This is a genomic window from Microvirga sp. P5_D2, assembly GCF_054049475.1.
Map to the genome: position 1 here is coordinate 1 of NZ_JBFUMH010000003.1, position 23,996 is coordinate 23,996.

The window sequence follows — 23,996 nt, forward strand, 5'->3', positions numbered from 1 at the left end:
GGGGATGAGCAGCGTGTCCCGCTTCTTGATGAGGTGCAGCGCTGCGCGCCGCGCCGAGCGTGGGCCAAGACCCGGCAGGCGCGCCAGCAGCTGGATCAGGCGCTCGATTTCAGGGCCGGCGACGTGCTGGGCCATGCAGGCTCTCTTTTGCTTTTAGCGCATCGCTCGATGCGAAGAACCGGTATCCACTTCTTCGCGCGATGCTCTACTTAGAACAGCTTCAGGCCGGGCGGGATCGGCAGGCCCTTGGTGATGCCTTCCATGCGCTCCTGCGCGGCACGCTCGGCCTTGCCTCGCGCATCGTTCATGGCGGCAACGATGAGATCCTCGAGGATCTCCTTCTCGTCCGGGTTCATGAGGGTGGGATCGATGGAGATGGCCTTGAGGTTGCCCTTGCCGGACACTTTTACAGTCACGACACCGCCGCCGGCCGTACCGTCGACTTCGAGAGTGTCCAGCTCGGCCTGGGCATCCTGCAGCTTCTGCTGCATGGCCTGAGCCTGCTTCATCAGTCCCATGATGTCCTTCATGACTTAATCCTCCGATGAGCAAAATTTGCGATTAGAAAAGATCGTCGTCGTCTTCGGCTTCGTGCGCGGCAAGCGCATCGGCCTCGCCGAGAATCTCCGTCTCGGCATCCGCCCCATCTTTCTCGGCGCGCTCGATCACATTGACGATCTGCGCGCCGGGGAACTTCGACAATACCGCCTGCACCAGGGGATGGTTGGCTGCCCCTTCCTTGCGCTCGCGCTCGGCGGTTTCCGCCTGCTCGCGTAAGGTCGGCGCGCCCTCCTCCGACGACAACGCCACCATCCAGCGCTCACCGGTCCAGTTCTGGAGCGCGCGGGAGAGATCGTTGGCAATGGTGCGATTGCCGGAACCGGTGAGGCTGAGCTCGATGTGACCTTCCTCGAAGCGCACAAGGCGCACATCGCGCTCCAGCGCAGCTTTCAGCACGATCTCACGCTTCTCGCTGGCGAGCGCCACCACATCCTCAAAGCGGCGAAGCCGCATGGTCGGCTCAGGCTGTGCCGGTTGGGGACGCGGCTGCGGCTGGGGCTGCGATGTCGCAAGCGCCATGGAGCCGGAAGTAGCCGGGCCGCCGGACGGCCTGGAGGGTGCGGGAGCGGGGCCGCCTGCGGGCAACGGCGAGCCGTCCTTCAACGCGCGCAACGCCTCATCAGGCGTGGGCAGGTCGGCCGCATAGGCCAAACGCACCAGCACCATCTCGGCGGCGGAAATCGGACGGTTCGAAGACTGAACTTCGGGAATACCCTTCAGCAGCATCTGCCACGCGCGCGAGAGCGTGCGCACCGACAGCTTCTGCGCGAATTCCGTGCCACGGATGCGCTCGATCTCGGACAAAGCCGGATCTTTCGCGGCCTCCGGGATCAGCTTGAGGCGCGTAACGATATGCGAGAAGGCCGCGAGATCGGACAGGATCACGCCCGGATCGGCACCGGCATCGTATTGCGCACGAAGGCCCGCGAAAGCGGCGGGAACATCGCCGCGCATCACAGCCTCGAACAGGTCGATGACTTGCGTACGGTCGGCAAGGCCCAACATGTCGCGCACCGTGTCGCCGGTGACGACGCCCGCGCCATGGGCGATGGCCTGATCCATGAGGGAGAGCGAGTCGCGCGCCGAACCTTCCGCCGCGCGGGCAATCGCCGCGAGCGCTTCCTGATCCGCCTTCACCTCTTCCGCGTCGCAGATACGGCCGAGATGGGCGACGAGCTTGTCGGCATCGATGCGGCGCAGGTCGAAGCGCTGGCAGCGGGACAGGATGGTGACGGGAACTTTGCGGATCTCAGTCGTGGCGAAGATGAACTTCGCGTGCGGCGGCGGCTCCTCCAGCGTCTTCAGGAAGGCGTTGAACGCCTTCTCCGAGAGCATGTGGACCTCGTCGATGATGTAGACCTTGTACCGCGCCGAGACCGGCGAATAGCGGATGCCGTCGATGATCTGGCGAACGTCGTCGATGCCGGTATGGGACGCCGCGTCCATCTCCAGCACGTCCACGTGCCGCGATTCCATGATCGCCTGACAATGCACGCCGAGATCCGGCATGTGGATGGTAGGCTGACCGGAGCCGTCTTCCTTCTGGTAGTTGAGGCCCCGCGCCAGGATGCGGGCGGTGGTGGTCTTGCCGACGCCGCGAACGCCGGTGAGCATCCAGGCCTGCGGAATGCGGCCGGTCTCGAASGCRTTSGAGASGGTGCGSACCATCGCCTCCTGGCCGATCAGGTCATCGAAGGTGCGGGGGCGGTATTTCCGGGCAAGGACGCGATAAGGCGAAGCCTGAGCCGCAGGGGCTGGCGCAGCGGGGAAACCGGGCAGGGCCGGCTCGTCGTTCAGGGGCGTGCCGGCTGTGGTATCGTCCATGGGCTGCAAGGCTTTGGAAAACTCTAGGGTGGGAGGCTGGACGAAGACCCGTTCGGTCTCGTTAGGGCTGCTTCCTTCCGGATCTGACCCGGTTGGCGAGTGAGACGTCCCTCGCCAACCTCCCAAGGGCTATATGAGCGTTTCAGGCCGGGAACGCAAGTTGGAAAGGCCCACCCCGCGAGTCATCCCCGGATTGCACAAGGCCATAACGATCCATGGATGCGCGGCATTGTCGCTGGACCTCAAGAACATGCACCTTTGTCCTCGGCGCTTTTCGGCGTCCGAGGGTGACAATCGAGGAGGCGCGAGGAGCGGTCCGGCTCGATGATGATGGTGAGGGAAGAGCAGGACTGCCCCTCGCGCACGGCTTTTTTAGGCGGACAGGCGCGACCGGCCCATGAACTGCCCGAGGCGGACACCGTCTGAAGTTACGGGCGGCCTTGGACCAGAACTGAGCCCAGCCTCTCGCCTGGGCCTCCCGTCACGAGAGGTTGCGTCATCCCCCGCACGAGACCGTGCCCGACCCCACAATCACGACGCCTCGCGAGCGCGCCCCTCGGTGGATCGGGCTGCGCCATCCATAGCCAAGCTTAGGATCATTGTCAAGAACAAATGCAGAACATAGCATTGCGTGCGCTTGTTCCCYCCCCCTTTCGGGGAGGGAACAAGGGTGGGGTGGTGCGACCGGGTGAGCGCTTCGTCAGTCAAGCGCAGTCCCAACCTCTCCCGAGCGGGAGAGGTCGACGCGCGGCAGCGCGGCGGGTGAGGGAATGCCGTTTCCGGACAGGGCAGTCCCTCACCCCTGCCCCTCTCCCACCCGGGAGAGGGGAGGCACTGTAATTCGCACAATGCTCACTGGAAGAAGCGCAGCACTCTGACTTTGCGCTCCCCGCAAGCCCTCCCGGCAAGGAGGGAGGGAAGCATGCACCACATCCTGCTTGCGATCCCGGATCGGCTCCGCCGTCGGGATGACGCCTTTCCCTCGTGCCACCCTCCACGTCATCACCGGCCTTGTGCAGGGGATCCCGATGGTCTGAAGCGCCTCACTTTTCCGATCGGGATGGCCAAGACAAGCCCGGCCATGACGGGACAGGGCACGGCACGATCACCGAACCGGCTGACAACTGGCCGCCACCTCGGGTACATAAACCCCATGACATTCCAGCTCGATTCCCGGCTCGAAGCCGACACGATTCCCGTCGGCGACCTCGCCCTCTGCTCCATCCTTCTCCTGAACGATGCGCGCTTTCCTTGGTTCGTGCTCGTCCCGCGCGTAGAGGGCGTGAGCGAGCTGACGGACCTCTCCGAGGAGCACGCGGCCCAGCTGATGCAGGAGATCCGCATCGCGACCCGGGTGATGCTGGAGCTGTCGAAGCCCGACAAGGTCAATGTGGGCGCGCTCGGCAACATGGTGCCTCAGCTTCATGTGCACGTGATCGGCCGCTTCCGCTCCGATCCGGCCTGGCCCGGCCCCGTCTGGGGCCATGGCACGAAGGCCCCCTACCCTGACCACGCGGTGACTGCGCTCATCGAGCGCGCGGCCGCTCTTTTTGCGGCGGCATGATTATGGCGACATCCCTCGGCTACACCAACAACGCCCTCATCCGCCATACCGTGGAGCATGACCCGGAGGCTCTCGCCAAGGCGGCCGAGAACCCGAAGAGTGCGCTGATTCTCCTCGCTGGCGACCAGCCGATCCTCCAGGCCGGAGAGCCGGGCACGAGCCTCCTGCCCTTCTCGGTTCTCGACCGTCTGCCGGAACATAAGGAACAGGTGTTCCTCGGCCTTCTCGGCGGCCGCCCCATCATCGCGACGCTCGCGGCCCCGGACACCGCGGCGCTGTTCCAGGACCCCGCCTACACGGTCGCCGATTTGCGCTCGATTGCGTCTCAGGGACTTGTTCGGACAGAGGAACTGGGCATCCTCGCCATGGCGAAGTCCATGCTGGACTGGCACAACCGCCACCGTTTCTGCGCCAATTGCGGCGCACCGTCCAAAGCTGCCCAGGCGGGTTTTCGCCGTGACTGCGCGGCTTGCGGCACACAGCATTTTCCCCGTACCGATCCCGTGGTGATCATGCTGGTCACGCGCGGCGACAAATGCCTGCTCGGGCGACAGCCCCGGTTCGTGGAGAAGGTCTATTCCTGCCTCGCGGGCTTCCTCGAACCGGGCGAGACCATCGAGGACGCGGTGCGGCGCGAGACGTTCGAGGAAGCGGGCATTCGCGTGGGCGAGGTACGCTACCTCGCCTCCCAGCCCTGGCCCTTCCCGTCCAACATCATGATCGGCTGCCAGGGCGAGGCGATCAGCGACGAGATCAACTTCGACCGCGAGGAATTACAGGACGCGCGCTGGTTCTCGAAGGACGATGTGCGCCGCATGCTGGACGGCACGCACGAGGATTTCGCCGCGCCCATGCCGATCGCGATTGCAAACCACCTGCTGCGGGAATGGGTAAAGGGCTGAAGCCTCAGACGAGGCCAGCCGGAATCGGCTCGAAGCGATAGGCAATCTCGGTGAGCTGCTGGCCTCGCACGTCGAAGGTCTGCTCCGCTCCCGGCTGTCCGCCGAACCCTTCGTAAAAGCGGCGGGCAGAGAGATTCTCTTTCAGGACCCACAAGCCGACAGAAGCGAAGCCTTGCACGATGAGATGATCGAACACACCGGTCATCAGCCTGCGCCCGATGCCCTGCCGCTTCACCTTGTCGAGCAGATAGATCGCAAAGATCTCCGCTTCAGTTCCAAGAAGATCAGCGCCTTTGTTGCGGATCGGCCCGCCACGCGCGAAGCCGACAATTTCACCCTCCGCATCCACGGCCACGACGAGCTTTGCCTGTGCGTCGGGCTGCACCAGAACGCCTTGCCACATACGTTTGCGCTCTTCGACGGAGAGGCCGGCGAGTGCCTCCGGCGTCATGAAATCCTTGTAGGATTCACGCCAACCCTGAACATGCACTCTGGCGATGCCATTCGCATCGCTGTCGTTCCCGTCGCGAACGATGACGTTCACTCCGCCGCTTCCCTGATCTTCTCGCGGAACGGTGCCGCCGGATACACGCCGAGGATGCGCAGCTCGCGGGAGAAGAACTCGAGTTCCTCCAGCGCGCGTTTGAGGTTCGTGTCCTCCGGGTGGCCGTCTACTTCGGCGTAGAACTGCGTCGCCAGGAACTCGCCTTCGAGCATGTAGCTTTCGAGCTTCGTCATGTTGATGCCGTTCGTCGCGAAACCGCCCAGCGCCTTGTAGAGCGCAGCGGGAAGGTTGCGGACGCGGAAAACGAAGGAGGTGACGGTCGGGCCGTTGCCGGCGGGCGCCCATTGCGGGGTCTTCGACAGCACGACGAAACGCGTGGTGTTGTGCGCCTCGTCCTCCACATCCTCGGCGAGGATCTTGAGCCCGTAAAGGCTTGCCGCCATGCGCGGCGAGAGCGAGGCGCGCGTCGGGTCCTTCCACTCGGCGACCTGGCGCGCGGAGCCTGCGGTGTCGCCCGCCACATGAGCTTTCAGCCCGAGCTTGCGGACGATCTTGCGGCACTGGCCGAGCGCATGGACGTGGCTGTAGACGCTTTTGATCGTGCCGAGATCGGCCTCGGGCAGCGCCATGAGCTGGAAATGAATCGGCAGGAAGCCCTCGCCGATGATATGCAGGCCGGAGGTCGGCAGGAGGTGGTGGATATCCGCCACGCGGCCCGCGATCGAGTTCTCGATCGGGATCATGCCCAGATTCGCCTGCCCTTCGTTCACGGCCGCGAAAGCATCCTCGAAGGTCGGGCACGGCAGCACCTCCCAATCGGGAAACATCTCCGAGCAGATGATGTGGGAATTGGCCCCCGGCTCGCCCTGGAATGAAATGACCTTGTTCATGATGTCCTCCGGGCCGCGATGATCTCGCGGGCTCTGTCCAGATCGTGGGGGGTGTCGACGCCGAGCGGCACATCATCGACGACGACCGCGTCGATTCGCATACCGGCCTCCAGTGCCCGCAGCTGCTCCAGCTTCTCGCGCAGCTCCAGCGGCGAAGGCGGCAGCCCGACAAAGCGCTGAAGGGCTTTGCGGCGATAGGCGTAAAGGCCGATGTGATGGTAGAGCGGCCCCTCGCCATAGGGCGCGGTGGCGCGGGTGAAGTAGAGGGCGCGGAACCGGCCCGGCGCGACCTCGCTTCCCACCATCTTCACCACATTCGGGTTGGTCCGTTCCTCCTCGCGCTCGATGATCGCGACGAGGGTCGTCAGATCGACCATGGGGTCAGACAGAGGCGCGATGGAGGCGGCGATGGCGGCCGGATCGACGGTCGGCAGGTCGCCTTGAACGTTCACAACTACGTCATGCCGGCCTTCCGGGTCGAGCTTTTCCACAGCCTCGAAGATGCGGTCGGAGCCTGACGCGTGGTCGGCCCTGGTCAGCACCGCCTGCCCGCCGGCGCGGGTCACGGCCTCGGCGATCTCGGGGGCGTCGGTGGCGATGGCGACGGGGCCGATCCCGGCCTCCATGGCCCGGCGCCACACATGGACGATCATGGGCTCGCCCGCGATATCCGCCAGGGGCTTGTTCGGCAGGCGGGTCGCCGCGAGGCGGGCGGGGATGAGAACGAGGGGATCGGACATGGGTTCTTCAGGGTTTGGTCTTTCGCGTCCTTACCAAGGCAGGGACCATTTGTCATGGGCTCAAGCCCGGTCGAGGCCGGACCTCTGGCGGAACTCAGGCGTTTGTCAGCCTGTGCTGCGACTATACGAACGGCGAAAACCTCGAAGAGATCTAAAGAACCCCATTGTCAAAACCCCATCTCTACGGCTAAGCAACCCCCCTGACGCGGGCGCCCGCTCGCGATGTCGTTCTGCTGCGCTGATTTCGCCGACGAGGCGAGGAGAGCCTGACCTATGAATATCGAGACCAACAAGATCGCCGGTGCCGTTTTTGCTACGCTTCTCTTCGTGGTTGGCGTCAATGTCGTCGCTGGTGGCCTGTTCTCGCCCCATAAGCCCGCTGTTCCCGGCTACGATCTTCCGGCTCCCGAAGCCGGTGCTGCCGCCGGCGGTGCCCCGGCCGAGCCGGCTAAGCCCCTGCCCGTGCTTCTGGCCAGCGCCGATGCGGCCAAGGGCCAGGCTGCGGCCAAGAAATGCGCCTCCTGCCATGATTTCACCAAGGGCGGCCCCAACAAGGTCGGCCCGAACCTCTATGGCGTGGTCGGCCGCCCGGTCGCATCGCATGAGGGCTTCAATTACTCGGCCGGCATGAAGGCCCATGGCGGCGAATGGAACTACGAGGCCCTGAACGCTTTCGTCCACAACCCCAAGCAGGCCACTCCCGGCACCATCATGGCCTTCGCCGGCATCGCCAGCGACAAGGAGCGCGCCGACCTTCTGGCCTATCTGCGCACGCTCTCCGACAGCCCGATTCCGCTGCCGGCCGCTCAGTAACAAGAGCGAACATCCTTGCAATTCAGCAAAGCCGGGCCCTCGTGCCCGGCTTTTGTTTTGCGTGGCCTACCTTGCGCTCGCTCTGTTGCGCACAAAAATGTACCCTAGAGCATCGTACGGAAAAGTGGATCCGGTTTTCGCTAGCGCGGCCCGYCGGGTCCGGTCATACGATGCTCTCAATCTAAGAAGGAAGCATCGGATGGATCCCAAAAGTGCAAGTCCACTTTTGGGATCCATCCGATGCTTTAACGACAGACGCCTCACACCTAAGGAGACGCCTTTGCTCCGTTTCGTCCTGCCAAGCCTCTTTCCGAGTCTCCTGGCTGCCTGCCTCAGCTTTACCCCTCTCGCAGCCCAGGAAGCCTCCAAGGAAGCCCCATGGCGGCACGGCGCGACGCTTCTCGGAGAGGCCAAGTACCCCGCGGGCTTCAAGCATTTCGATTATGTGAACCCGAACGCTCCCAAGGGCGGCGTGGTGCGGCTCGGCGCACAGGGCACCTTCGACAGCTTCAACATCGTGGTTGCGGGCGTGAAGGGCTCGCCTGCGCAGGGCCTGGGCCTGATCTACGAAACCCTCACAACCGGCGCGCTGGACGAGGCGAACGCGGCCTATGGCCTGCTGGCGGAAAGATTCTCGTACCCGGCGGATTATTCCTCCGTCAGCTTCCGCCTGCGCCCGGAAGCCAAGTGGCATGACGGGCAGCCCGTGACGGCGGACGACGTGATCTATTCGTTCACGGCCCTGAAGGCGAACAGCCCGACTTATGCCTATTACTATGCCAACGTGACCAAGGTGGAGAAGACCGGCGATCGCGAGGTAACATTCACCTTCGACGAAAAGGGCAATCGCGAACTGCCGCAGATCATGGGCCAGCTCATGGTGCTGCCGAAGCATTGGTGGGAGGGCACGGCGCCGGACGGGCGCAAGCGCGACATCACGCAGACCACGCTGGAGCCGCCCCTGGGTTCAGGCCCCTATCGCCTCAAGAGCTTCGAGGCGGGCCGCAACTCCACTTACGAGCGCGTGAAGGATTACTGGGGCGCCAACATCAACGTGAATGTGGGCCAGAACAATTTCGACGAGATCCGTTACGAATATTATCGAGATTCGACGGTGCTGCTCGAAGCCTTCAAGGGCGACCGCATCGACTTTCGGACCGAGAACAGCGCACGCAATTGGTCAACGGGCTACAATTTTCCCGCGCGCCAGGAAGGCCGCGTCATTCTTGAAGAATTCAAATATACCGCCGTGGGCATCATGCAGGCTCTCGTCCTCAACCTGAGGCGTGACAAGTTCAAGGACGAGCGCGTGCGCCGCGCCTTCAACCTCGCGTTCCAGTTCGAGGAAATCAACAAGACGCTTCTTTTCGGACTCTACGAACGGCCATCGAGCTTTTTCTATGGACTCGATCTCGCCTCATCCGGTCTTCCCGAAGGCAAGGAGCTGGAGATCCTTGAGTCGATGCGCGACAAGGTTCCAGCATCGGTCTTCACCACACCCTACAAGAACCCCGTCAACGATTCACCGGAAGCTACCCGCAACAATCTGCGTGAAGCGGATCGCCTGCTCCGCGAAGCCGGTTGGGAGGTGAAGAACGGCCGCCGCGTCAACGCGAAGGATGAAGTCTTGAGCGTGGAGTTGCTCGGCGACACACCCAGCGACGAGCGTCTCTTCCTGCTCTACAAGTCGGCGCTCGACCGGCTGGGCATCCAGACCTCGGTGCGCATCGTGGACGATGTGCAGTCGACCAACCGCGTTCGCAGTTTCGATTTCGACATCACTACAGGCGCTTGGGGGCAGTCTTCATCGCCAGGCAACGAGCAACGCGAGTACTGGGGCTCGCAGGCTGCCAAGCGCGAAGGCTCGCGCAACCTTGCCGGCATCGCCGACCCCGCCGTCGATGCGCTGATCGAGCGGATCGTTTACGCCAAGGACCGTGAGGAGCTGGTGGCCGCCTCGAAGGCGCTCGACCGCGTGCTGCTCGCGCACAATTACATGGTACCGCAATGGACGTCCCTGAAGCAGCGCACCGCCCGCTGGAATCGCTACAGCCATCCTGAGAACATGCCGGCCTATGGTGGCGCCGCCTTCCCCACCATCTGGTGGTATGACGAGGCCAAGGCCGCCAAGACCGGAGCGCCGCGATGAGAACCTTCAATCGTCGCGCGATCCTCAAATGCAGTGCTGCCGCAGCTACGATCGGCCTTCTGCCGAAAGCAGGTTTCGCTCAGGAGAATGGCGGGACGGAGGTTCATGGCCTCTCCAGCTTCGGCGAACTGAAGTACCCGCCCGCTTTCAAGCATTTTTCCTACGTCAATCCCGCCGCTCCTAAGGGTGGCACGCTTGCGATCCAGATCAAGCAGACGACCGGAAACCAGAACTTCGATACCTTCAACACGCTCAACGTGTTCGTGCTGCGTGGCGACGGCGCCGCCGGGATGACTTCTACCTTCGACACGTTGATGTCGGGCTCCGGCGACGAGCCGGATGCGCTCTACGGGCTCGTTGCGAAGAGCGTGCGCATCTCCGACGACAAGCTGACCTATCGTTTCGCCTTACGCCCCGAAGCGCGCTTTCATGACGGCACGAAGCTGACCGCGAAGGACGTCGCCTTCTCTCTCAGCATACTCAAGGAGAAAGGCCATCCGGTCTTCCGATCACTGCTGACGCAGATGGCCTCGGCGCAGGCTGAGTCGGATGAAATCCTACGCGTGCAATTCACACCGCAGCGCAGCCGTGACCTGCATCTCGTCGTGGCCAGCATGCCGATCTTCTCGGAGCGTTACTGGCAGGGCAAGGATTTCGAAGCATCGACGCTTGAAGCGCCGCTCGGCTCCGGGCCCTACAAGGTCGGCCGTTTCGAGACCGGACGCTTCATCGAGTTCGAGCGCGTGGCCGATTACTGGGCCAAGGATCTTCCCGTCAGTGTCGGCCTGAACAATTTCGACCATGTTCGTTACGAATATTTTCGCGACAGGACCGTGGCCTTCGAGGCCTTCAAGAACGGGACGCTCAATTACAACGAGGAATACACGTCCCGCATCTGGTCCACCGGATACGACTTTCCGGCCATGCGCGAAGGAAAGGTTAAGAAGGAAGAGATTTCGAACGACGCGCCTTCTACCATCCAGGGCTGGTACTTCAACATGCGCCGCGATGCCTTCAAGGATCCGCGCATTCGCGAAGCCATCGGCCTTGCCTTCGATTTCGAGTGGACGAACGCCAACATCATGTTCGGCCTGTTCAACCGCACCACGTCGTATTTCGAAAACAGCGATATGAAGGCCAAGGGCATGCCCTCGTCCGAGGAGCTTGCCTTGCTGGAGCCGTTCCGCGCCCAGCTTCCCAGTTCCGTTTTCGGCGAGCCGCCCTTGCCGCCCGTCTCCGACGGATCGGGCCAGGACCGGCGTTTGTTGCGCCGCGCGGACGAGCTATTGCGCGAGGCCGGCTGCAAGCGCGAGGGTGGTGTGTTGAAGCTTCCCAACGGCCAGCCGCTGCGGATCGAGTTCCTCGATTTCCAGGCCGCGTTGCAGCCGCATACGCAGCCCTTCCAGGCCAACCTGAAGCGGCTCGGCATCGAGGCCTTCTCGCGCATCGTCGATGCGGCCCAGTATCAGCGCCGCATGGATGAATACGATTTCGACATGGCGAGCCGCAATCTCGCGGGCAGCGCGACGCCCGGCGACAGCCTGCGGGTGGTCTACGGCTCCGAGGCCGGCAAAGCACCGGGATCGCAGAACATCGCCGGCATCAGCAGCCCGGCCGTCGATGCCCTGATCGAGACAGTTGCCAACGCGAAGTCCCGTCAGGACCTCAACATCGCATGCCGCGCCCTGGACCGGGTTCTCCGTTCGGGCCATTATTGGGTGCCCATGTGGTTTAGAGCCAGTGACTGGATTGCCTATTGGGACCAGTTCTCACGCCCCGAAACGAAGCCGCGCTTCGCCTCGGGCGCGCCGGGGAGCTGGTGGTACGATGCCGAGAAGGCCAAGCGGATCGGGCGAGGATAAGGCTTGAATACGACCATGACGGCTCCAGCCGTGGCGGGCATGCCCCGCCTTATCTTACGCCTTGAAGGGCTGGCGCTGCTCAGTGCTGCGGCTCTCCGTTTAAAGCTTACCGGGTTCGATCGCGTGTTAGGATACGGATTGAAATACGCTACCGCTTTCAGTGACACCCATCTCGGCCGCATCGGCCGCAACCGCACAGGCGCTTGATGCTGGGCTATATCGCGCGTCGCATCCTTCTCATGATCCCGACCATCTTAGGGATCATGCTCATCTCCTTCGTCATCATCCAGTTCGCGCCAGGCGGCCCGGTGGAACGCATCATCGCGCAGCTCCAAGGGCAGGACTCGAGCGCCACCTCGCGCATCTCCGGCGGTGGCGGCGATCTCGGCGGTGGAAGCCAGAGTCCCGGCGGCGGAGGCGGTGACGCCGCGTCTTCCCGCTATCGCGGCGCGCAAGGGTTGGACCCGCAATTCATCAAGCAGCTGGAAACGCAGTTCGGCTTCGACAAACCCGCTCATGAGCGCTTCTTCAAGATGATCTGGGATTATGCCCGGTTCGATTTCGGCAAGAGCTACTTCCGCGATATTTCCGTGCTGGAGCTGATCAAGGAGAAACTTCCGGTCTCGATCAGCTTAGGGCTATGGATGACGCTTCTGTCCTACGCGATCTCGATCCCGCTCGGCATCAAGAAGGCCGTGAGGGATGGCTCGTCCTTCGACATCTGGACATCCGCCATCGTCATCATCGGCTATGCCATTCCGGGCTTCCTTTTCGCGATCCTTCTGATCGTGCTCTTTGCGGGCGGGTCCTTCTGGCAGGTATTCCCCTTGCGCGGTCTCACCTCCGAGGGCTGGGCCTTCATGCCGTGGTACATGCAGATCGTGGACTACTTCTGGCATCTCGTTCTGCCCATCACCGCCATGGCGCTCGGCGCCTTCGCTACCTCGACGCTGCTGACGAAGAACTCGTTCCTCGACGAGATCCGCAAGCAATATGTGCTCACCGCACGTATGAAGGGTCTGTCGGAGCGGCAGGTTCTCTATGGCCACGTCTTCCGCAATGCGATGCTGATCGTCATCGCGGGCTTTCCCGGCGCCTTCATCGGAGCCTTCTTCGCCGGCGCGCTGCTGATCGAGACGATCTTCTCCCTCGACGGTCTCGGCCTCCTCTCCTTCGAGTCCATCGTCAATCGCGACTATCCGGTGGTGTTCGCCAACCTCTACATCTTCTCGCTCGTCGGTCTCTTGGTGAACCTGGTCTCCGACCTCACCTATACCTGGATCGATCCGCGCATCGATTTCGAGACGAGGGAGGCGTGAGATGAACGAGAACGTTCCTGTCGTCTCTCCTGCCTCCTCGCCCGTCGCCCCGCCGCTGCCGCGCGAGGGCTTCATCCAGCTATCGCCGCTCAACCGGCGGCGCATGCAGAACTTCAAGGCGAACCGGCGCGGCTTGTGGTCTTTCTGGATCTTCATGATCCTGTTCGTCTTAAGCCTGTTCGCGGAGCTCATCGCCAACGACAAGCCAATCCTCGCCTCCTACAAGGGCGAGCTGCTCTATCCCGCCTTCGTGAATTATCCGGAAGAAAAGTTCGGCGGCTTCCTCGCGGTGACGGATTATCGCGATCCCGTGATCTCCAAGGAGATTCAGGAGAACGGCTGGCTTCTCTGGGCGCCGATCCGCTTTTCCTACAACACCCACAACCTCGACCTTCCCGTCCCCGCACCGGCACCGCCCACATGGACGCTCACCGACAAGCAATGTCGCCCCATCGCGGAGCGCTCAGGCGGCACCGGCTGCGACAGCATCGAGTGGAACTGGCTCGGCACGGACGACCAGGGCCGCGACGTGGTCGCGCGTCTCATCTACGGCTTCCGCCTCTCCGTGCTGTTCGGCCTCACGCTGGCAGGCATTTCCTCCATCGTCGGCATCCTCTCCGGCGCGGTGCAGGGCTATTACGGCGGCTGGGTCGATTTGATCGCACAGCGCTTCATCGAGATCTGGACGGCGATCCCATCGCTTTATCTGCTCATCATCATCTCATCGATCATCACGCCGAGCTTCTTCGTGCTGCTGGGCATCCTGCTGCTCTTCTCATGGGTGTCACTGGTCGGCGTCGTGCGCGCCGAGTTTCTGCGCGCCCGAAACTTCGAGTACGTGCGCGCAGCCAGAGCTCTCGGCCTGTCCAACGCAACTATCATGTTCAAGCATCTTCTGCCGAACGCCATGGTGGCGACGCTGACCTTCATGCCGTTCATCATCAACGGCTCGATCACGACGCTCACCTCCCTCGACTTCCTCGGTTTCGGCCTGCCGCCCGGTTCGCCCTCGCTCGGCGAATTGCTGGCGCAGGGCAAGGCCAACCTGCAAGCGCCATGGCTCGGCCTCGCCGGCTTCTTCGTGATCGCCGTGATGCTCAGCCTCCTCATCTTCATCGGCGAAGCAGTCCGTGACGCCTTCGATCCGCGAAAGACGTTTCGATGACAGAGCCCCTCCTCTCCGTGCAGGACCTCTCCGTCGCGTTCCGTCAGGGCCAGCGCGACATGCTGGCCGTCAATAAGGTGTCGTTCGACATCATGCCCGGCGAGACGGTGGCGCTCGTGGGCGAGTCGGGATCGGGCAAGTCGGTCTCGGCGCTCTCCGTGCTCAAGCTCCTGCCCTACCCGTCCGCGCATCACCCATCAGGGAAAATCCTCTTCAAGGGGAAGGACCTGATTTCTTTAAGCGAAGACGAGATGCGCAAGGTGCGCGGCGACGACATCACCATGGTGTTCCAGGAGCCGATGACCTCGCTCAATCCGCTCCACACCATCGACCGGCAGATCGGCGAGATCCTGAAGCTGCATCGCGGCATGTCGGAGCGCGAGGCGCGCACCCGCACGCTGGAGCTTCTGCATCTCGTCGGCATCCGCGATGCGGAGAGCCGCTTGACCGCCTATCCGCATCAGCTCTCCGGCGGCCAGCGCCAGCGCGTGATGATCGCCATGGCGCTGGCCAACGAGCCCGACCTGTTCATTGCGGACGAGCCCACCACCGCCCTCGACGTGACGGTGCAGGCGCAGATCCTGAAATTGCTCGCGGAGCTTAAATCCAAGCTCAACATGTCCATGCTCTTCATCACGCACGATCTCGGCATCGTGCGGAAGATCGCGGATCGCGTCTGCGTCATGCTGAAAGGCGAAATCGTCGAGCATGGCCGCGTGGAAGAGGTGTTCGGCAATCCACAGCACGAATATACCAAACGCCTCCTCGCGGCGGAGCCGAAGGGCCGCGCCAATCCGGTGCCTGCGGATGCGCCGACCGTGGTGGAGGCAGGCCCCATCAAGGTGTGGTTCCCCATCAAGCGGGGTTTCCTGCAGCGCACAATCGGCCATGTGAAGGCGGTGGACGGCGTGTCCGTGCGCGTGCGCCAGGGCGAGACCGTGGGCGTGGTGGGGGAATCCGGCTCCGGCAAGACGACGCTGGGCTTAGCGATCTTGCGCCTCGTGCAGTCGGAAGGCCCCATTGTGTTCCTCGGCAACCGCATCGACGGCCTCCGCTCGAAGGAGGTCCGCCCCATGCGCAAGGATCTCCAGGTGGTGTTCCAGGATCCTTACGGTTCGCTCTCGCCGCGCATGTCGGTGGCGGAGATCGTGGAGGAAGGCCTTCTCGTGCAGAACAAGGGCCTCTCCTATTCTGAGCGCCGCGACATCGTGGCGAAGGCGCTGCACGATGTCGGCCTCGATCCCGCGACCATGGACCGCTACCCGCATGAATTCTCCGGCGGCCAGCGCCAGCGCATCGCGATCGCCCGCGCCATGGCGCTGGAGCCGCAATTCATCATGCTGGACGAGCCGACTTCGGCCCTCGACATGTCCGTGCAGGCGCAGATCGTCGAGCTGCTGCGCGATCTGCAAAAGCGGCGCAACCTCGCTTATATGTTCATCAGCCACGATTTGAAGGTGGTGCGCGCGCTCGCAAACCATGTGGTCGTGATGCAGAACGGGAAGGTCGTCGAGGAAGGTTCTGCGGAAAACATCTTCGCCGCGCCGCAAACGGATTACACACGAGCCTTGTTCGCGGCGGCGTTCAACCTCGAAACGGCGGGCTCCAACACCGTCAGGCAGTGAAGCGTGAGTTGTCGATTATGCACGCACATCATTCAGGAAGCCACTCGCATCACGGACACGGTATCGGCCACGGCCGCGCCTTCGCCATCGGCATTTCGCTGAACCTTGCCTTTGTCTTCATCGAAGCAGGCTATGGCTTCTGGGCCGATTCCATGGCGCTTCTGTCGGATGCGGGCCTTAACCTGAGCGATGTGCTGGGCCTCGCCATCGCCTGGGGCGCGGCGCTGCTCGCCAAGCGCGGCGCGACGGATCGCTACACCTACGGCCTGCGCTCCAGCTCCATTCTGGCCGCGCTGTTCAACGCACTTCTCCTGCTCGTGGCGGTTGGCGGCATCGTATGGGAATCCGTGCAACGCCTCATCGAGCCCGCGCCCGTATTGGCAGGCACCATGATGATCGTGGCGGCCATCGGCATTCTCGTGAACGGTTTCACCGCCTTCCTGTTCATGAGCGGGCACAACGACCTCAATATCCGCGGCGCCTTCCTGCACATGGTGGCGGATGCCGCCGTGTCGCTGGGCGTCGTGCTCGGCGGCCTCGCTATTTTGTGGACGGGTGCAACCTGGATCGACCCGGTGCTGAGCCTCCTCATCGCCGCCGTCATCGTCTGGGGCACATGGGGCCTTCTCAGGCAATCGCTTCACCTGTCGCTGCATGGCGTGCCGAGCGGGATCGCCGTGTCCGAGGTTCGTCATGCGTTGGCGCTGAGGCCCGGCGTAGCGCGGGTCCACCACCTGCATGTCTGGGCCATGAGCACCACGGAAACGGCGTTGACGGCGCATCTGGTCATGCCGGGCGGACACCCGGGAGATCATTTTCTGGCCGACATTCAGCACGACCTGAAGGAGCGTTTCGGCATCGGCCACGCCACCTTGCAAATCGAAGTTCGCGCCCCCGATCATCGCGACCACAGCCAGGATTGCCCGCTCGATCACCACGATCACAAACATGATCACGCTCACGAGGGCCACAATCATGACAGTCACCCCCACAGCAGCGGGGAATCGCATCTTGCGCCGTAATGCCGTATCAGTCGTGATTCTTGAGAGTTGAAGGATCTCCCTATGGCACGCGCACTTCTCATCGTTCTCGACTCCGTCGGCATCGGCGGCGCGGAGGATGCGGCTGCTTACGGCGATGTCGGCGCCGACACGGTGGGCCATATCGCCGAAGCCTGCGCCGATGGCCGGGGCGACCGCGAGGGCTTGCGCCAGGGTCCGCTGAACCTGCCCTACATGGCAGCCCTCGGCTTAGGCCTGGCCTGCGAGGCCTCCACGGGCCGCATGCCGCCAAACCTCGCGCCACAGGGTGCGCTGAAGGGCGCCTGGGGCTATGGTGTCGAAACCTCGAAGGGCAAGGATACGCCCTCTGGTCATTGGGAAATCGCGGGCGTGCCAGTCACCTTCGACTGGGGCTATTTCCCCAACACCGTTCCGACCTTTCCGGAGAAGCTCACGGCGCCGCTGATCGAGCGCGCGAACCTTCCTGGCATTCTCGGCAACAAGCACGCTTCCGGCACCGCCATCATCGACGAATTCGCGGTGGAGCATCTCAAGACCGGTAAGCCGATCTGCTACACCTCCGTCGACAGCGTGCTGCAGATCGCGGCGCATGAGGAAAACTTCGGGCTGAAGCGCCTTTACGAACTCTGCGAAATCGCGCGCGAACTCTGCGACGAATACAAGATCGGCCGCGTGATCGCCCGTCCCTTCCAGGGCACAGCCGAGACCGGGTTCAAGCGCACGGGCAACCGCAAGGATTTCGCGACGCCTCCGCCCGCGGACACCATCATGGACACGCTCACGAAAGCCGGACGCTCCGTGGTCACTGTCGGCAAGATCGGCGACATCTTCGCCCATCGCAGCACCGGTCAGGAGATCAAGCCCAACGGCAACGATGCGTGCCTGTCTGCTGCCATCGACGCCATGAAGAGCCTGCCCGATGGCGGCTTCGTCTTCGCAAACCTCGTCGATTTCGACAGCGAATTCGGCCACCGTCGCGACATTCCGGGCTATGCCGACGCGCTTGAGGCCTTCGACCGGCGCATCCCTGAAATCGAAGCGGTGCTGAAGGACGGCGACATCGTCATCATCACCGCCGATCACGGCAATGATCCCTCGTGGCAAGGCTCGGATCACACCCGCGAGCACGCGCCGATCCTGTGCTTCGGGCCGGGCGTGAAGCAGGGCACCATCGGGCGGCGGGAAAGCTTTGCCGATATGGGTGCGAGCGTGCTGGCGCATCTGGGCGTCGCGAACGCGGGCAAGGGGAAGTCCTGGGTTTAAGCACCAAGCTTGGCCATGGTCATTTCCCCGCCCTGCCCACACCGCCACACCCCTCTCCTTAAGCCATTGACGGCCCCGCAACTTTGGATCAGTCTCCTATAGATCGTATGGAGACTCTCCGGACGATCAGGGGGAGTCTTCCCGTTTTTGCGTGGAAGATCATCGATGAGCTCGCCTAACCGCTCGACCCATATCCGGCTCACCTCCCATCCCGAGCCCAATACTGGCACGATCAAGCATCCGATCAGGTGGGGCGCCTCAACGCCTAAGGAACGCGGGCCGATCATCGGGACCGTCACCACTCCCGCCGACCGCAACGTCATCGGCGCGCATGGCGGCTCGTATTCGCTCTATCGGGCACTAGCGATCTCCGCCCGCGCGCTGAACCCGCTGGCGCGGCCCGATCTTCACAACACGCACCCGACCGCCGACATCGGACCGCATCCGCAATGGTCGGAGCCGGGCAGGATCGTATCGCTCGATCCCTGGGGCCATATGGTCGGCGAAGTTTACAAGGACGATATCGCGAGCGGCATCGACATTCGTCCGAGCATCGCGGTGACGAAAGCGCGCCTCAACATGCCGGAAATCCTCGCCGCCATGGGCGCGAAGCGGCTGAAGGCGGATGGGGGATTCCTGCACGATTCCGGCGATATTTCCGTCACCAAGATAGCGGTCGATCCCGTGTGGTATCTGCCGGGTATCGCGGAACGCTTCGGTTGTTCGGAAGGCGAGCTGCGCCGCACATTGTTCGAGCAGACCGGCGGCATGTTCCCCGAACTCGTGACCCGTCCCGACATGAGCGTGTTTCTGCCACCCATCGGCAACATCACGGTCTATGTCGTCGGCGACGTGTCGCGCCTCAGCGATCCGAAAACCCGCATCGCGTGTCGCGTGCATGACGAGTGCAACGGCTCCGATGTCTTCGGCTCCGACATCTGCACCTGCAGGCCTTATCTGGTGCACGGCATCGAGGAATGCGTGAGGGAAGCGCAAGAAGGCGGCGTCGGCGTGATCGCCTATAACCGCAAGGAAGGCCGCGCGCTCGGCGAAGTTACCAAGTTCCTCGTCTACAATGCGCGCAAGCGTCAGGAAGGCGGCGATTCCGCCGCGACCTATTTCGAGCGCACGGAATGCGTGGCTGGCGTGCAGGATGCGCGCTTCCAGCAGCTCATGCCCGATGTGCTGCATTGGCTCGGCATTCGCCGCATCGACCGGCTCATGTCCATGTCGAACATGAAATACGATGCCATCACGGGCTCCGGCATCGAGGTGGTGGAGCGCGTGCCGATCCCCGCCGAGCTCGTGCCGCCGGATGCGCAAGTCGAGCTGGAGGCGAAGAAGGCCGCCGGCTATTACACGCCGGAGGGAGCACCCGATGCCGAGGGTTTGGACAAGGTAAAGGGCCGCGATCTCGAGCGCTTTTAACCTTCTCCACAATCGGCTGGGCCTGACGGTGCTGGCCGGCGACAGATATGCTATCGCTTCTCGCGTCGAGAACACCGGAGCCCTGATTGACGGACCAATCCAACGCGTCTTCCGAGACCCTTGCCGCCCGCAAGCTTCTGACCGCAGCAGCGGTGCGGGGGCGTTCCCATCAGCTTCTCGAAGCCGGCCTCGCCGGCCGCCTGCAGCATTTCACGGTCCATCTCGACCGGCTCGAGCCCTGCGCGGACGAGGTGGTCGCCACCATTCGCGAAGCCTACCCTTCCCTCGACATTCCCTTCCATGCCCGCTGGCGTCATTTCTCGGCCGGAAGCCATGATCGGTGGGATGCGGTGATGCATGGTGCGCCCTGGGAGAATGCTGCCCAGATGGCCCGCGCGGCCTTCGATCTCGCCATCGTCTCCGTGCTGCTCGATGCCGGCGCCGGCCCGCAATGGCGCTACGAGGAAGGCCGCACGGGCGAGACTTATACGCGCTCCGAAGGCCTTGCGGTCGCCAGCTTCGACATGTTCGTGAGCGGCGCGTTCTCTAGCAATCCCACCGACCCGTTCCGCGTCGATGCGGATGTGCTGATGGCGATGACAGCCGAAGACTTGGCCTCGGGCTTCCAGGTCTCGGCGGATAACCCGCTCGTGGGGCTGGAGGGCCGCGCCTCGCTTCTCAACCGCCTCGGCCGCGTGGTCGCGACGAACCCCGATATTTTCGGCCAGGCCGACGATCCCCGTCCCGGCGGGCTCTTCGATGTGATCGCGGCGACCGCCGAGGACGATGCCATCAAGGCCACCTCGATCCTGGAGGCGCTGCTTGCCTATCTCGGCCCGATCTGGCCTGGGCGGATCACACTCGGCGGCATCGATCTCGGCGATACATGGCGTCACCCACTCCTGGAGGCTCCCGACGCCACGAAGGGGCTCGTTCCCTTCCACAAGCTTTCGCAGTGGCTGTCCTATTCCCTCATCGAGCCGCTGGAATGGGCGGGCTATACGGTGGTCGAGATCGACGGCCTCACGGGCCTGCCGGAATACCGCAATGGCGGCCTTTTCCTCGATACGGGCGTTATCGCCCTGAAGGATCCGGCGGATGCCAAGCGCGCTCATGCGGTGGATTCGCAGATTGTTGTCGAGTGGCGGGCCTTGACGGTTGCGCTTCTGGACCGCATTGCCGATCCCATCCGGGCGAAGCTGGGCTTCAAGGCGGAGGAATTCCCCCTTGCCAAGGCGCTGGAAGGCGGCACCTGGGCAACGGGGCGCCGATTGGCGAAGGAGAAGCGCGGCGACGGCTCGCCGCCTCTCAGCGTCATCAGCGACGGAACAGTGTTTTAGATTTAAGTCAGTACACGACAATGAAAGAGGGCAAGAACATGCAGGGCGTCACGGTGGTCGATCACCCCCTGGTTCAGCACAAGCTGACCTTGATGCGGGATAAGGAGCGCTCCACGAAGGGCTTCCGCCAGCTCCTCAACGAGATCGGCATGCTGCTCTGCTACGAGGTCACCCGCGACCTGCCCATGGAGCGTATCGAGATCGAAACGCCGATGACCAAGATGGCAGGTGCGCAGATCGCCGGCAAGAAGCTGGTCTTCGCCCCCATCCTGCGCGCAGGCGTCGGTTTTCTCGACGGCATGCTGACGCTCGTGCCCGCGGCACGCGTGGCGCATATCGGCCTCTACCGCGATCCGGAATCGCTGCAGGCGGTGGAATATTACTTCAAGGCTCCGTCCGATCTCGCCGACCGCATGGTGCTCGTGCTCGATCCGATGCTCGCCACTGCGAACTCGGCGGTTGCCGCCATCGACCGCCTGAAAGAGCGCGGCGCGAAGGATCTGCGCTTCGTGTGCCTGCTGGCCGCGCCTGAGGGCATCGAGAAGCTGCGCGGCGCTCACCCGGACGTGGATATCTGGACCGCCTCGATCGATGAGCGGCTCAACGACCACGGCTACATCGTTCCCGGTCTCGGCGATGCCGGCGACCGCATGTACGGAACGCGCTGACACGAAGGGATACGGCCTTGCGATTCATCGTCGCCGATTGGGGAACGACACGCTTCCGTGGCTATCTGATCGAGAATGAAACCATTCTCGATCAGGTCTCGTCGAACGAGGGCGTTTCCGAACTAAAGAAGGGCCAGCATCGCGACGTGTTCCTGCGGCAATGCGGACGCTGGCTCGAGGCCGAGCCCAACGCGCCGGTTCTGCTCGTCGGCATGGTGGGAAGCCGCGAGGGCTGGGTGGAAGCGCCTTACGCCACTTGCCCCGCCGGTCCTGGGGAAATCGCGAAGGCGCTCGTACCGGTGGAACTCGGCAATGGCCGCAACGGCTTCATCATTCCCGGTCTTTTCTGCGAGCCCGCTCCGGGTTCCGCCGATGTGATGCGCGGCGAGGAAACGCTTGCGCTCGGCTCTGGAATCGAGAACGGCATCATCTGCTCGGCGGGCACGCATCCCAAATGGATCGAGATGCGCAACGGCCGCATCGAGCGCTTCGCCACCTACATGACGGGCGAAATGTACGCGCTTTTACGCGAGCATTCCATGATCGGCCGTCCGGCCACCGAGCCGGAAGATCCGAAAGGCTTCGATCTCGGCCTCGATGCCGCCATGCGCAACGATGGCGAGAACGCAGTGGGCCTGCTGCATCTCCTGTTCAGCGCCCGCGCATCCGTTGTTTCCAAGCGCATGGACAGCAACCTGCTCGCTCCCTACCTGTCAGGACTTCTCACGGGCGACGAGATCAACGGGGCACTGAGCCAGTTCGGGCGACCCACGAGTGTCACCATTCTGGCCGAGGAGAGCCGCGCCGAGCTTTATGTGCATGCGCTGAAGCGATACGGAATCGAGGCGAAGATCAAGGTTCCGCAGGAAGCGCTGCTCGCCGGGTTGTCTCGCATCGTTCGCGCGCACGCGCAGAGTTAAGCGACACAGGCATCATCCAACTCCCAATAACTCTCAGGTCTAAACACATGCCCCATCCTCTCCTTGCCGCTGACACCGAAACGTCGCGTCCGATCTGGCTCGTCAACGACCAGACATGGCCCGAGATCGCATCCCGCCTGCCGCAGGCCGCGCAGGCTTTCGCGAAGGCGCAGGGGTTCGAAGGCAAGGCCGGAAGCCATTGCCTGCTGGCCGATGCGGATGGCGGCATTCTCGGCGTGGCATTCGGTTTGAACGGCGCTGACGCCAAACATGCCGATCCCTTCCTCGTCGGCAAGCTGCCAACGCTGCTGCCGGATGGAATCTATCGCTTCGAGACTGACGCTCCGAACCCGACTCTTGCTGCGCTCGCCTGGCTTTTGGGAAGCTACAGCTTCACCCGCTATCGCAAGCGCAGTGAAAAATCCGTGCGCCTCGTCGTGCCGAAGGGCGTCGATGCGGATGACGTGACGCGCATCGCGGATGCGGTTTGCGCGAGCCGCGATCTCGTCAACACGCCCACGAGCGATCTCGGTCCCGATGGCATTGAAGCTGCCGCACGCCGGTTAGCGGATAAGCATGGCGCGAAGTTCACCAGCATCGTCGGTGATGACCTGCTCAAGCAGAATTTCCCCATGATCCACGCTGTCGGCCGCGCATCTGCAACGCCGCCGCGGCTCATCGACTTCACCTGGGGTAACGAGAACGCGCCGCGCATCACGCTCGTCGGCAAGGGAGTTGCCTTCGACACCGGCGGCCTCGACATCAAGCCGTCCTCGTCGATGCTGCTCATGCGCAAGGACATGGGCGGCGCCGCAGCGACGCTGGCTTTGGCCGACATGATCATGGGCGCGAAGCTGCCCGTTCGCCTGCGCGTGCTCATTCCCGCCGTCGAAAATTCCATTTCGAGCAATGCCTTCCGCCCCGGCGACATTCTGCAAAGCCGCAAAGGCATCACGGTGGAGATCGGCAACACGGATGCCGAAGGCCGCCTGATCCTCGCCGATGCGCTGGCGCTTGCGGATGAGGAGAAGCCGGAGCTCATCGTGGATTTCGCGACACTCACGGGTGCCGCCCGCGTGGCGCTCGGCCCCGAGCTACCGCCTTTCTTCACGGATGATGACGCGCTTGCCGCAGACCTTGCTCGCCATGGCAACGCCGTGAACGATCCCGTCTGGCGCATGCCGCTTTGGGTGCCCTATCAGGCCCAACTCGATTCCAAATTCGCCGACATGAACAACACCGGCGGCCCCATGGGCGGCTCGATCACCGCCGCCCTCTTCCTGCGCCGCTTCGTGAATGATGCGAAGGCCCACGTGCATTTCGACATCTTCGCTTGGAATCCCTCCACCAAGCCGGGCCGCCCCGAAGGCGGTGAGGTCCATGCGGCCCGTCTGATGTATGCCTATCTGACAGAGCGCTACGGTTCTTAAGCATAG

General features: G+C 63.3%; 21 protein-coding genes, 1 other RNA gene and 1 pseudogene. 16 read left to right on the plus strand and 7 right to left on the minus strand.

Going from position 1 to position 23,996, the window contains the following annotated elements; translation table 11 throughout:
* The 4 genes and pseudogenes from ACXJKO_RS01720 to ffs all read right to left on the minus strand — a co-directional run.
* Positions 1-135 (minus strand): annotated as a pseudogene (locus ACXJKO_RS01720) (recombination mediator RecR); the annotation flags it as partial.
* A gap of 74 nt (positions 136-209) precedes the next feature.
* On the minus strand, positions 210-530 hold the full coding sequence (locus ACXJKO_RS01725; RefSeq protein WP_457089352.1) for a YbaB/EbfC family nucleoid-associated protein: 321 nt from the start codon (positions 528-530) through the stop codon (positions 210-212).
* A 31-nt stretch (positions 531-561) separates the two neighbouring features.
* Positions 562-2,385, minus strand: coding sequence for a DNA polymerase III subunit gamma/tau (locus ACXJKO_RS01730; protein WP_457089353.1), 1,824 nt, complete (start codon positions 2,383-2,385; stop codon positions 562-564).
* A 27-nt stretch (positions 2,386-2,412) separates the two neighbouring features.
* Positions 2,413-2,509: signal recognition particle sRNA small type (ffs, locus tag ACXJKO_RS01735), an RNA gene on the minus strand.
* A 1,029-nt stretch (positions 2,510-3,538) separates the two neighbouring features.
* Here ffs and ACXJKO_RS01740 point away from each other — a divergent pair.
* Both ACXJKO_RS01740 and nudC read left to right on the plus strand, forming a co-directional pair.
* Positions 3,539-3,949: an HIT domain-containing protein gene (locus tag ACXJKO_RS01740; RefSeq protein WP_457089501.1), complete on the plus strand. Its 411-nt coding sequence runs from the start codon at positions 3,539-3,541 to the stop codon at positions 3,947-3,949.
* Between the two features lie 2 nt (positions 3,950-3,951).
* Positions 3,952-4,851 (plus strand): NAD(+) diphosphatase, encoded by a 900-nt coding sequence (gene nudC / locus ACXJKO_RS01745; protein ID WP_457089354.1) that lies wholly within the window; start codon positions 3,952-3,954, stop codon positions 4,849-4,851.
* Positions 4,852-4,855: 4 nt separating this feature from the next.
* On the opposite strand, the gene ACXJKO_RS01750 is transcribed toward nudC, so the two are convergent.
* From ACXJKO_RS01750 to ACXJKO_RS01760, 3 genes are read right to left on the minus strand one after another with little or no spacing between them, the layout of a single operon-like run.
* Entirely contained in the window at positions 4,856-5,395 is a 540-nt protein-coding gene (locus ACXJKO_RS01750; RefSeq protein ID WP_457089355.1) for an N-acetyltransferase family protein, read from the minus strand.
* Positions 5,392-6,246, minus strand: a complete 855-nt coding sequence (locus tag ACXJKO_RS01755; RefSeq protein WP_457089356.1) for a prephenate dehydratase — start codon at positions 6,244-6,246, stop codon at positions 5,392-5,394. Before ACXJKO_RS01755 ends, ACXJKO_RS01750 begins: the two co-directional genes overlap by 4 nt.
* Positions 6,243-6,986 carry a 3-deoxy-manno-octulosonate cytidylyltransferase gene (locus ACXJKO_RS01760; protein ID WP_457089357.1) on the minus strand — a complete coding sequence of 248 codons (744 nt, stop codon included), beginning with the start codon at positions 6,984-6,986 and terminating at the stop codon, positions 6,243-6,245. Before ACXJKO_RS01760 ends, ACXJKO_RS01755 begins: the two co-directional genes overlap by 4 nt.
* Before the next feature lie 273 nt (positions 6,987-7,259).
* Here ACXJKO_RS01760 and ACXJKO_RS01765 point away from each other — a divergent pair, with 273 nt between their 5' ends.
* The 14 genes from ACXJKO_RS01765 to ACXJKO_RS01830 all read left to right on the plus strand — a co-directional run bounded on the left by ACXJKO_RS01765 (position 7,260) and on the right by ACXJKO_RS01830 (position 23,990).
* The gene (locus tag ACXJKO_RS01765) at positions 7,260-7,799 is read left to right on the plus strand and encodes a c-type cytochrome (RefSeq protein WP_457089358.1); all 540 of its coding nucleotides are present in this window, start codon (positions 7,260-7,262) and stop codon (positions 7,797-7,799) included.
* 280 nt (positions 7,800-8,079) lie between these two features.
* The gene (locus ACXJKO_RS01770; RefSeq protein ID WP_457089359.1) at positions 8,080-9,948 is read left to right on the plus strand and encodes an extracellular solute-binding protein; all 1,869 of its coding nucleotides are present in this window, start codon (positions 8,080-8,082) and stop codon (positions 9,946-9,948) included.
* Positions 9,945-11,810, plus strand: a complete 1,866-nt coding sequence (locus ACXJKO_RS01775; protein ID WP_457089360.1) for an extracellular solute-binding protein — start codon at positions 9,945-9,947, stop codon at positions 11,808-11,810. Before ACXJKO_RS01770 ends, ACXJKO_RS01775 begins: the two co-directional genes overlap by 4 nt.
* A gap of 39 nt (positions 11,811-11,849) precedes the next feature.
* The gene (locus tag ACXJKO_RS01780; RefSeq protein WP_457089502.1) at positions 11,850-12,017 is read left to right on the plus strand and encodes a DUF4260 family protein; all 168 of its coding nucleotides are present in this window, start codon (positions 11,850-11,852) and stop codon (positions 12,015-12,017) included.
* Complete coding sequence (locus ACXJKO_RS01785) at positions 12,017-13,129, plus strand: microcin C ABC transporter permease YejB (RefSeq protein WP_457089361.1); 1,113 nt, start codon at positions 12,017-12,019, stop codon at positions 13,127-13,129. Before ACXJKO_RS01780 ends, ACXJKO_RS01785 begins: the two co-directional genes overlap by 1 nt.
* Position 13,130: 1 nt before the next feature.
* A complete protein-coding gene (locus ACXJKO_RS01790; RefSeq protein WP_457089362.1) occupies positions 13,131-14,294 on the plus strand; it encodes an ABC transporter permease in 1,164 nt (387 codons plus the stop codon).
* Positions 14,291-15,919, plus strand: a complete 1,629-nt coding sequence (locus tag ACXJKO_RS01795) for an ABC transporter ATP-binding protein (protein WP_457089363.1) — start codon at positions 14,291-14,293, stop codon at positions 15,917-15,919. Before ACXJKO_RS01790 ends, ACXJKO_RS01795 begins: the two co-directional genes overlap by 4 nt.
* Before the next feature lie 17 nt (positions 15,920-15,936).
* Positions 15,937-16,941: a cation diffusion facilitator family transporter gene (locus ACXJKO_RS01800; RefSeq protein ID WP_457089364.1), complete on the plus strand. Its 1,005-nt coding sequence runs from the start codon at positions 15,937-15,939 to the stop codon at positions 16,939-16,941.
* Between the two features lie 42 nt (positions 16,942-16,983).
* Positions 16,984-18,204: a phosphopentomutase gene (locus ACXJKO_RS01805; RefSeq protein ID WP_457089365.1), complete on the plus strand. Its 1,221-nt coding sequence runs from the start codon at positions 16,984-16,986 to the stop codon at positions 18,202-18,204.
* Between the two features lie 165 nt (positions 18,205-18,369).
* The gene (locus ACXJKO_RS01810) at positions 18,370-19,632 is read left to right on the plus strand and encodes a GTP cyclohydrolase II (protein WP_457089366.1); all 1,263 of its coding nucleotides are present in this window, start codon (positions 18,370-18,372) and stop codon (positions 19,630-19,632) included.
* Positions 19,633-19,718: 86 nt separating this feature from the next.
* Positions 19,719-20,972, plus strand: coding sequence for a URC4/urg3 family protein (locus tag ACXJKO_RS01815; protein WP_457089367.1), 1,254 nt, complete (start codon positions 19,719-19,721; stop codon positions 20,970-20,972).
* A gap of 38 nt (positions 20,973-21,010) precedes the next feature.
* Positions 21,011-21,640 (plus strand): uracil phosphoribosyltransferase, encoded by a 630-nt coding sequence (upp, locus tag ACXJKO_RS01820; protein WP_457089368.1) that lies wholly within the window; start codon positions 21,011-21,013, stop codon positions 21,638-21,640.
* Positions 21,641-21,657: 17 nt separating this feature from the next.
* Positions 21,658-22,560, plus strand: coding sequence for a 2-dehydro-3-deoxygalactonokinase (locus ACXJKO_RS01825; protein ID WP_457089369.1), 903 nt, complete (start codon positions 21,658-21,660; stop codon positions 22,558-22,560).
* A 47-nt stretch (positions 22,561-22,607) separates the two neighbouring features.
* Complete coding sequence (locus ACXJKO_RS01830) at positions 22,608-23,990, plus strand: leucyl aminopeptidase family protein (protein WP_457089370.1); 1,383 nt, start codon at positions 22,608-22,610, stop codon at positions 23,988-23,990.
* Positions 23,991-23,996 lie beyond the last annotated feature (6 nt).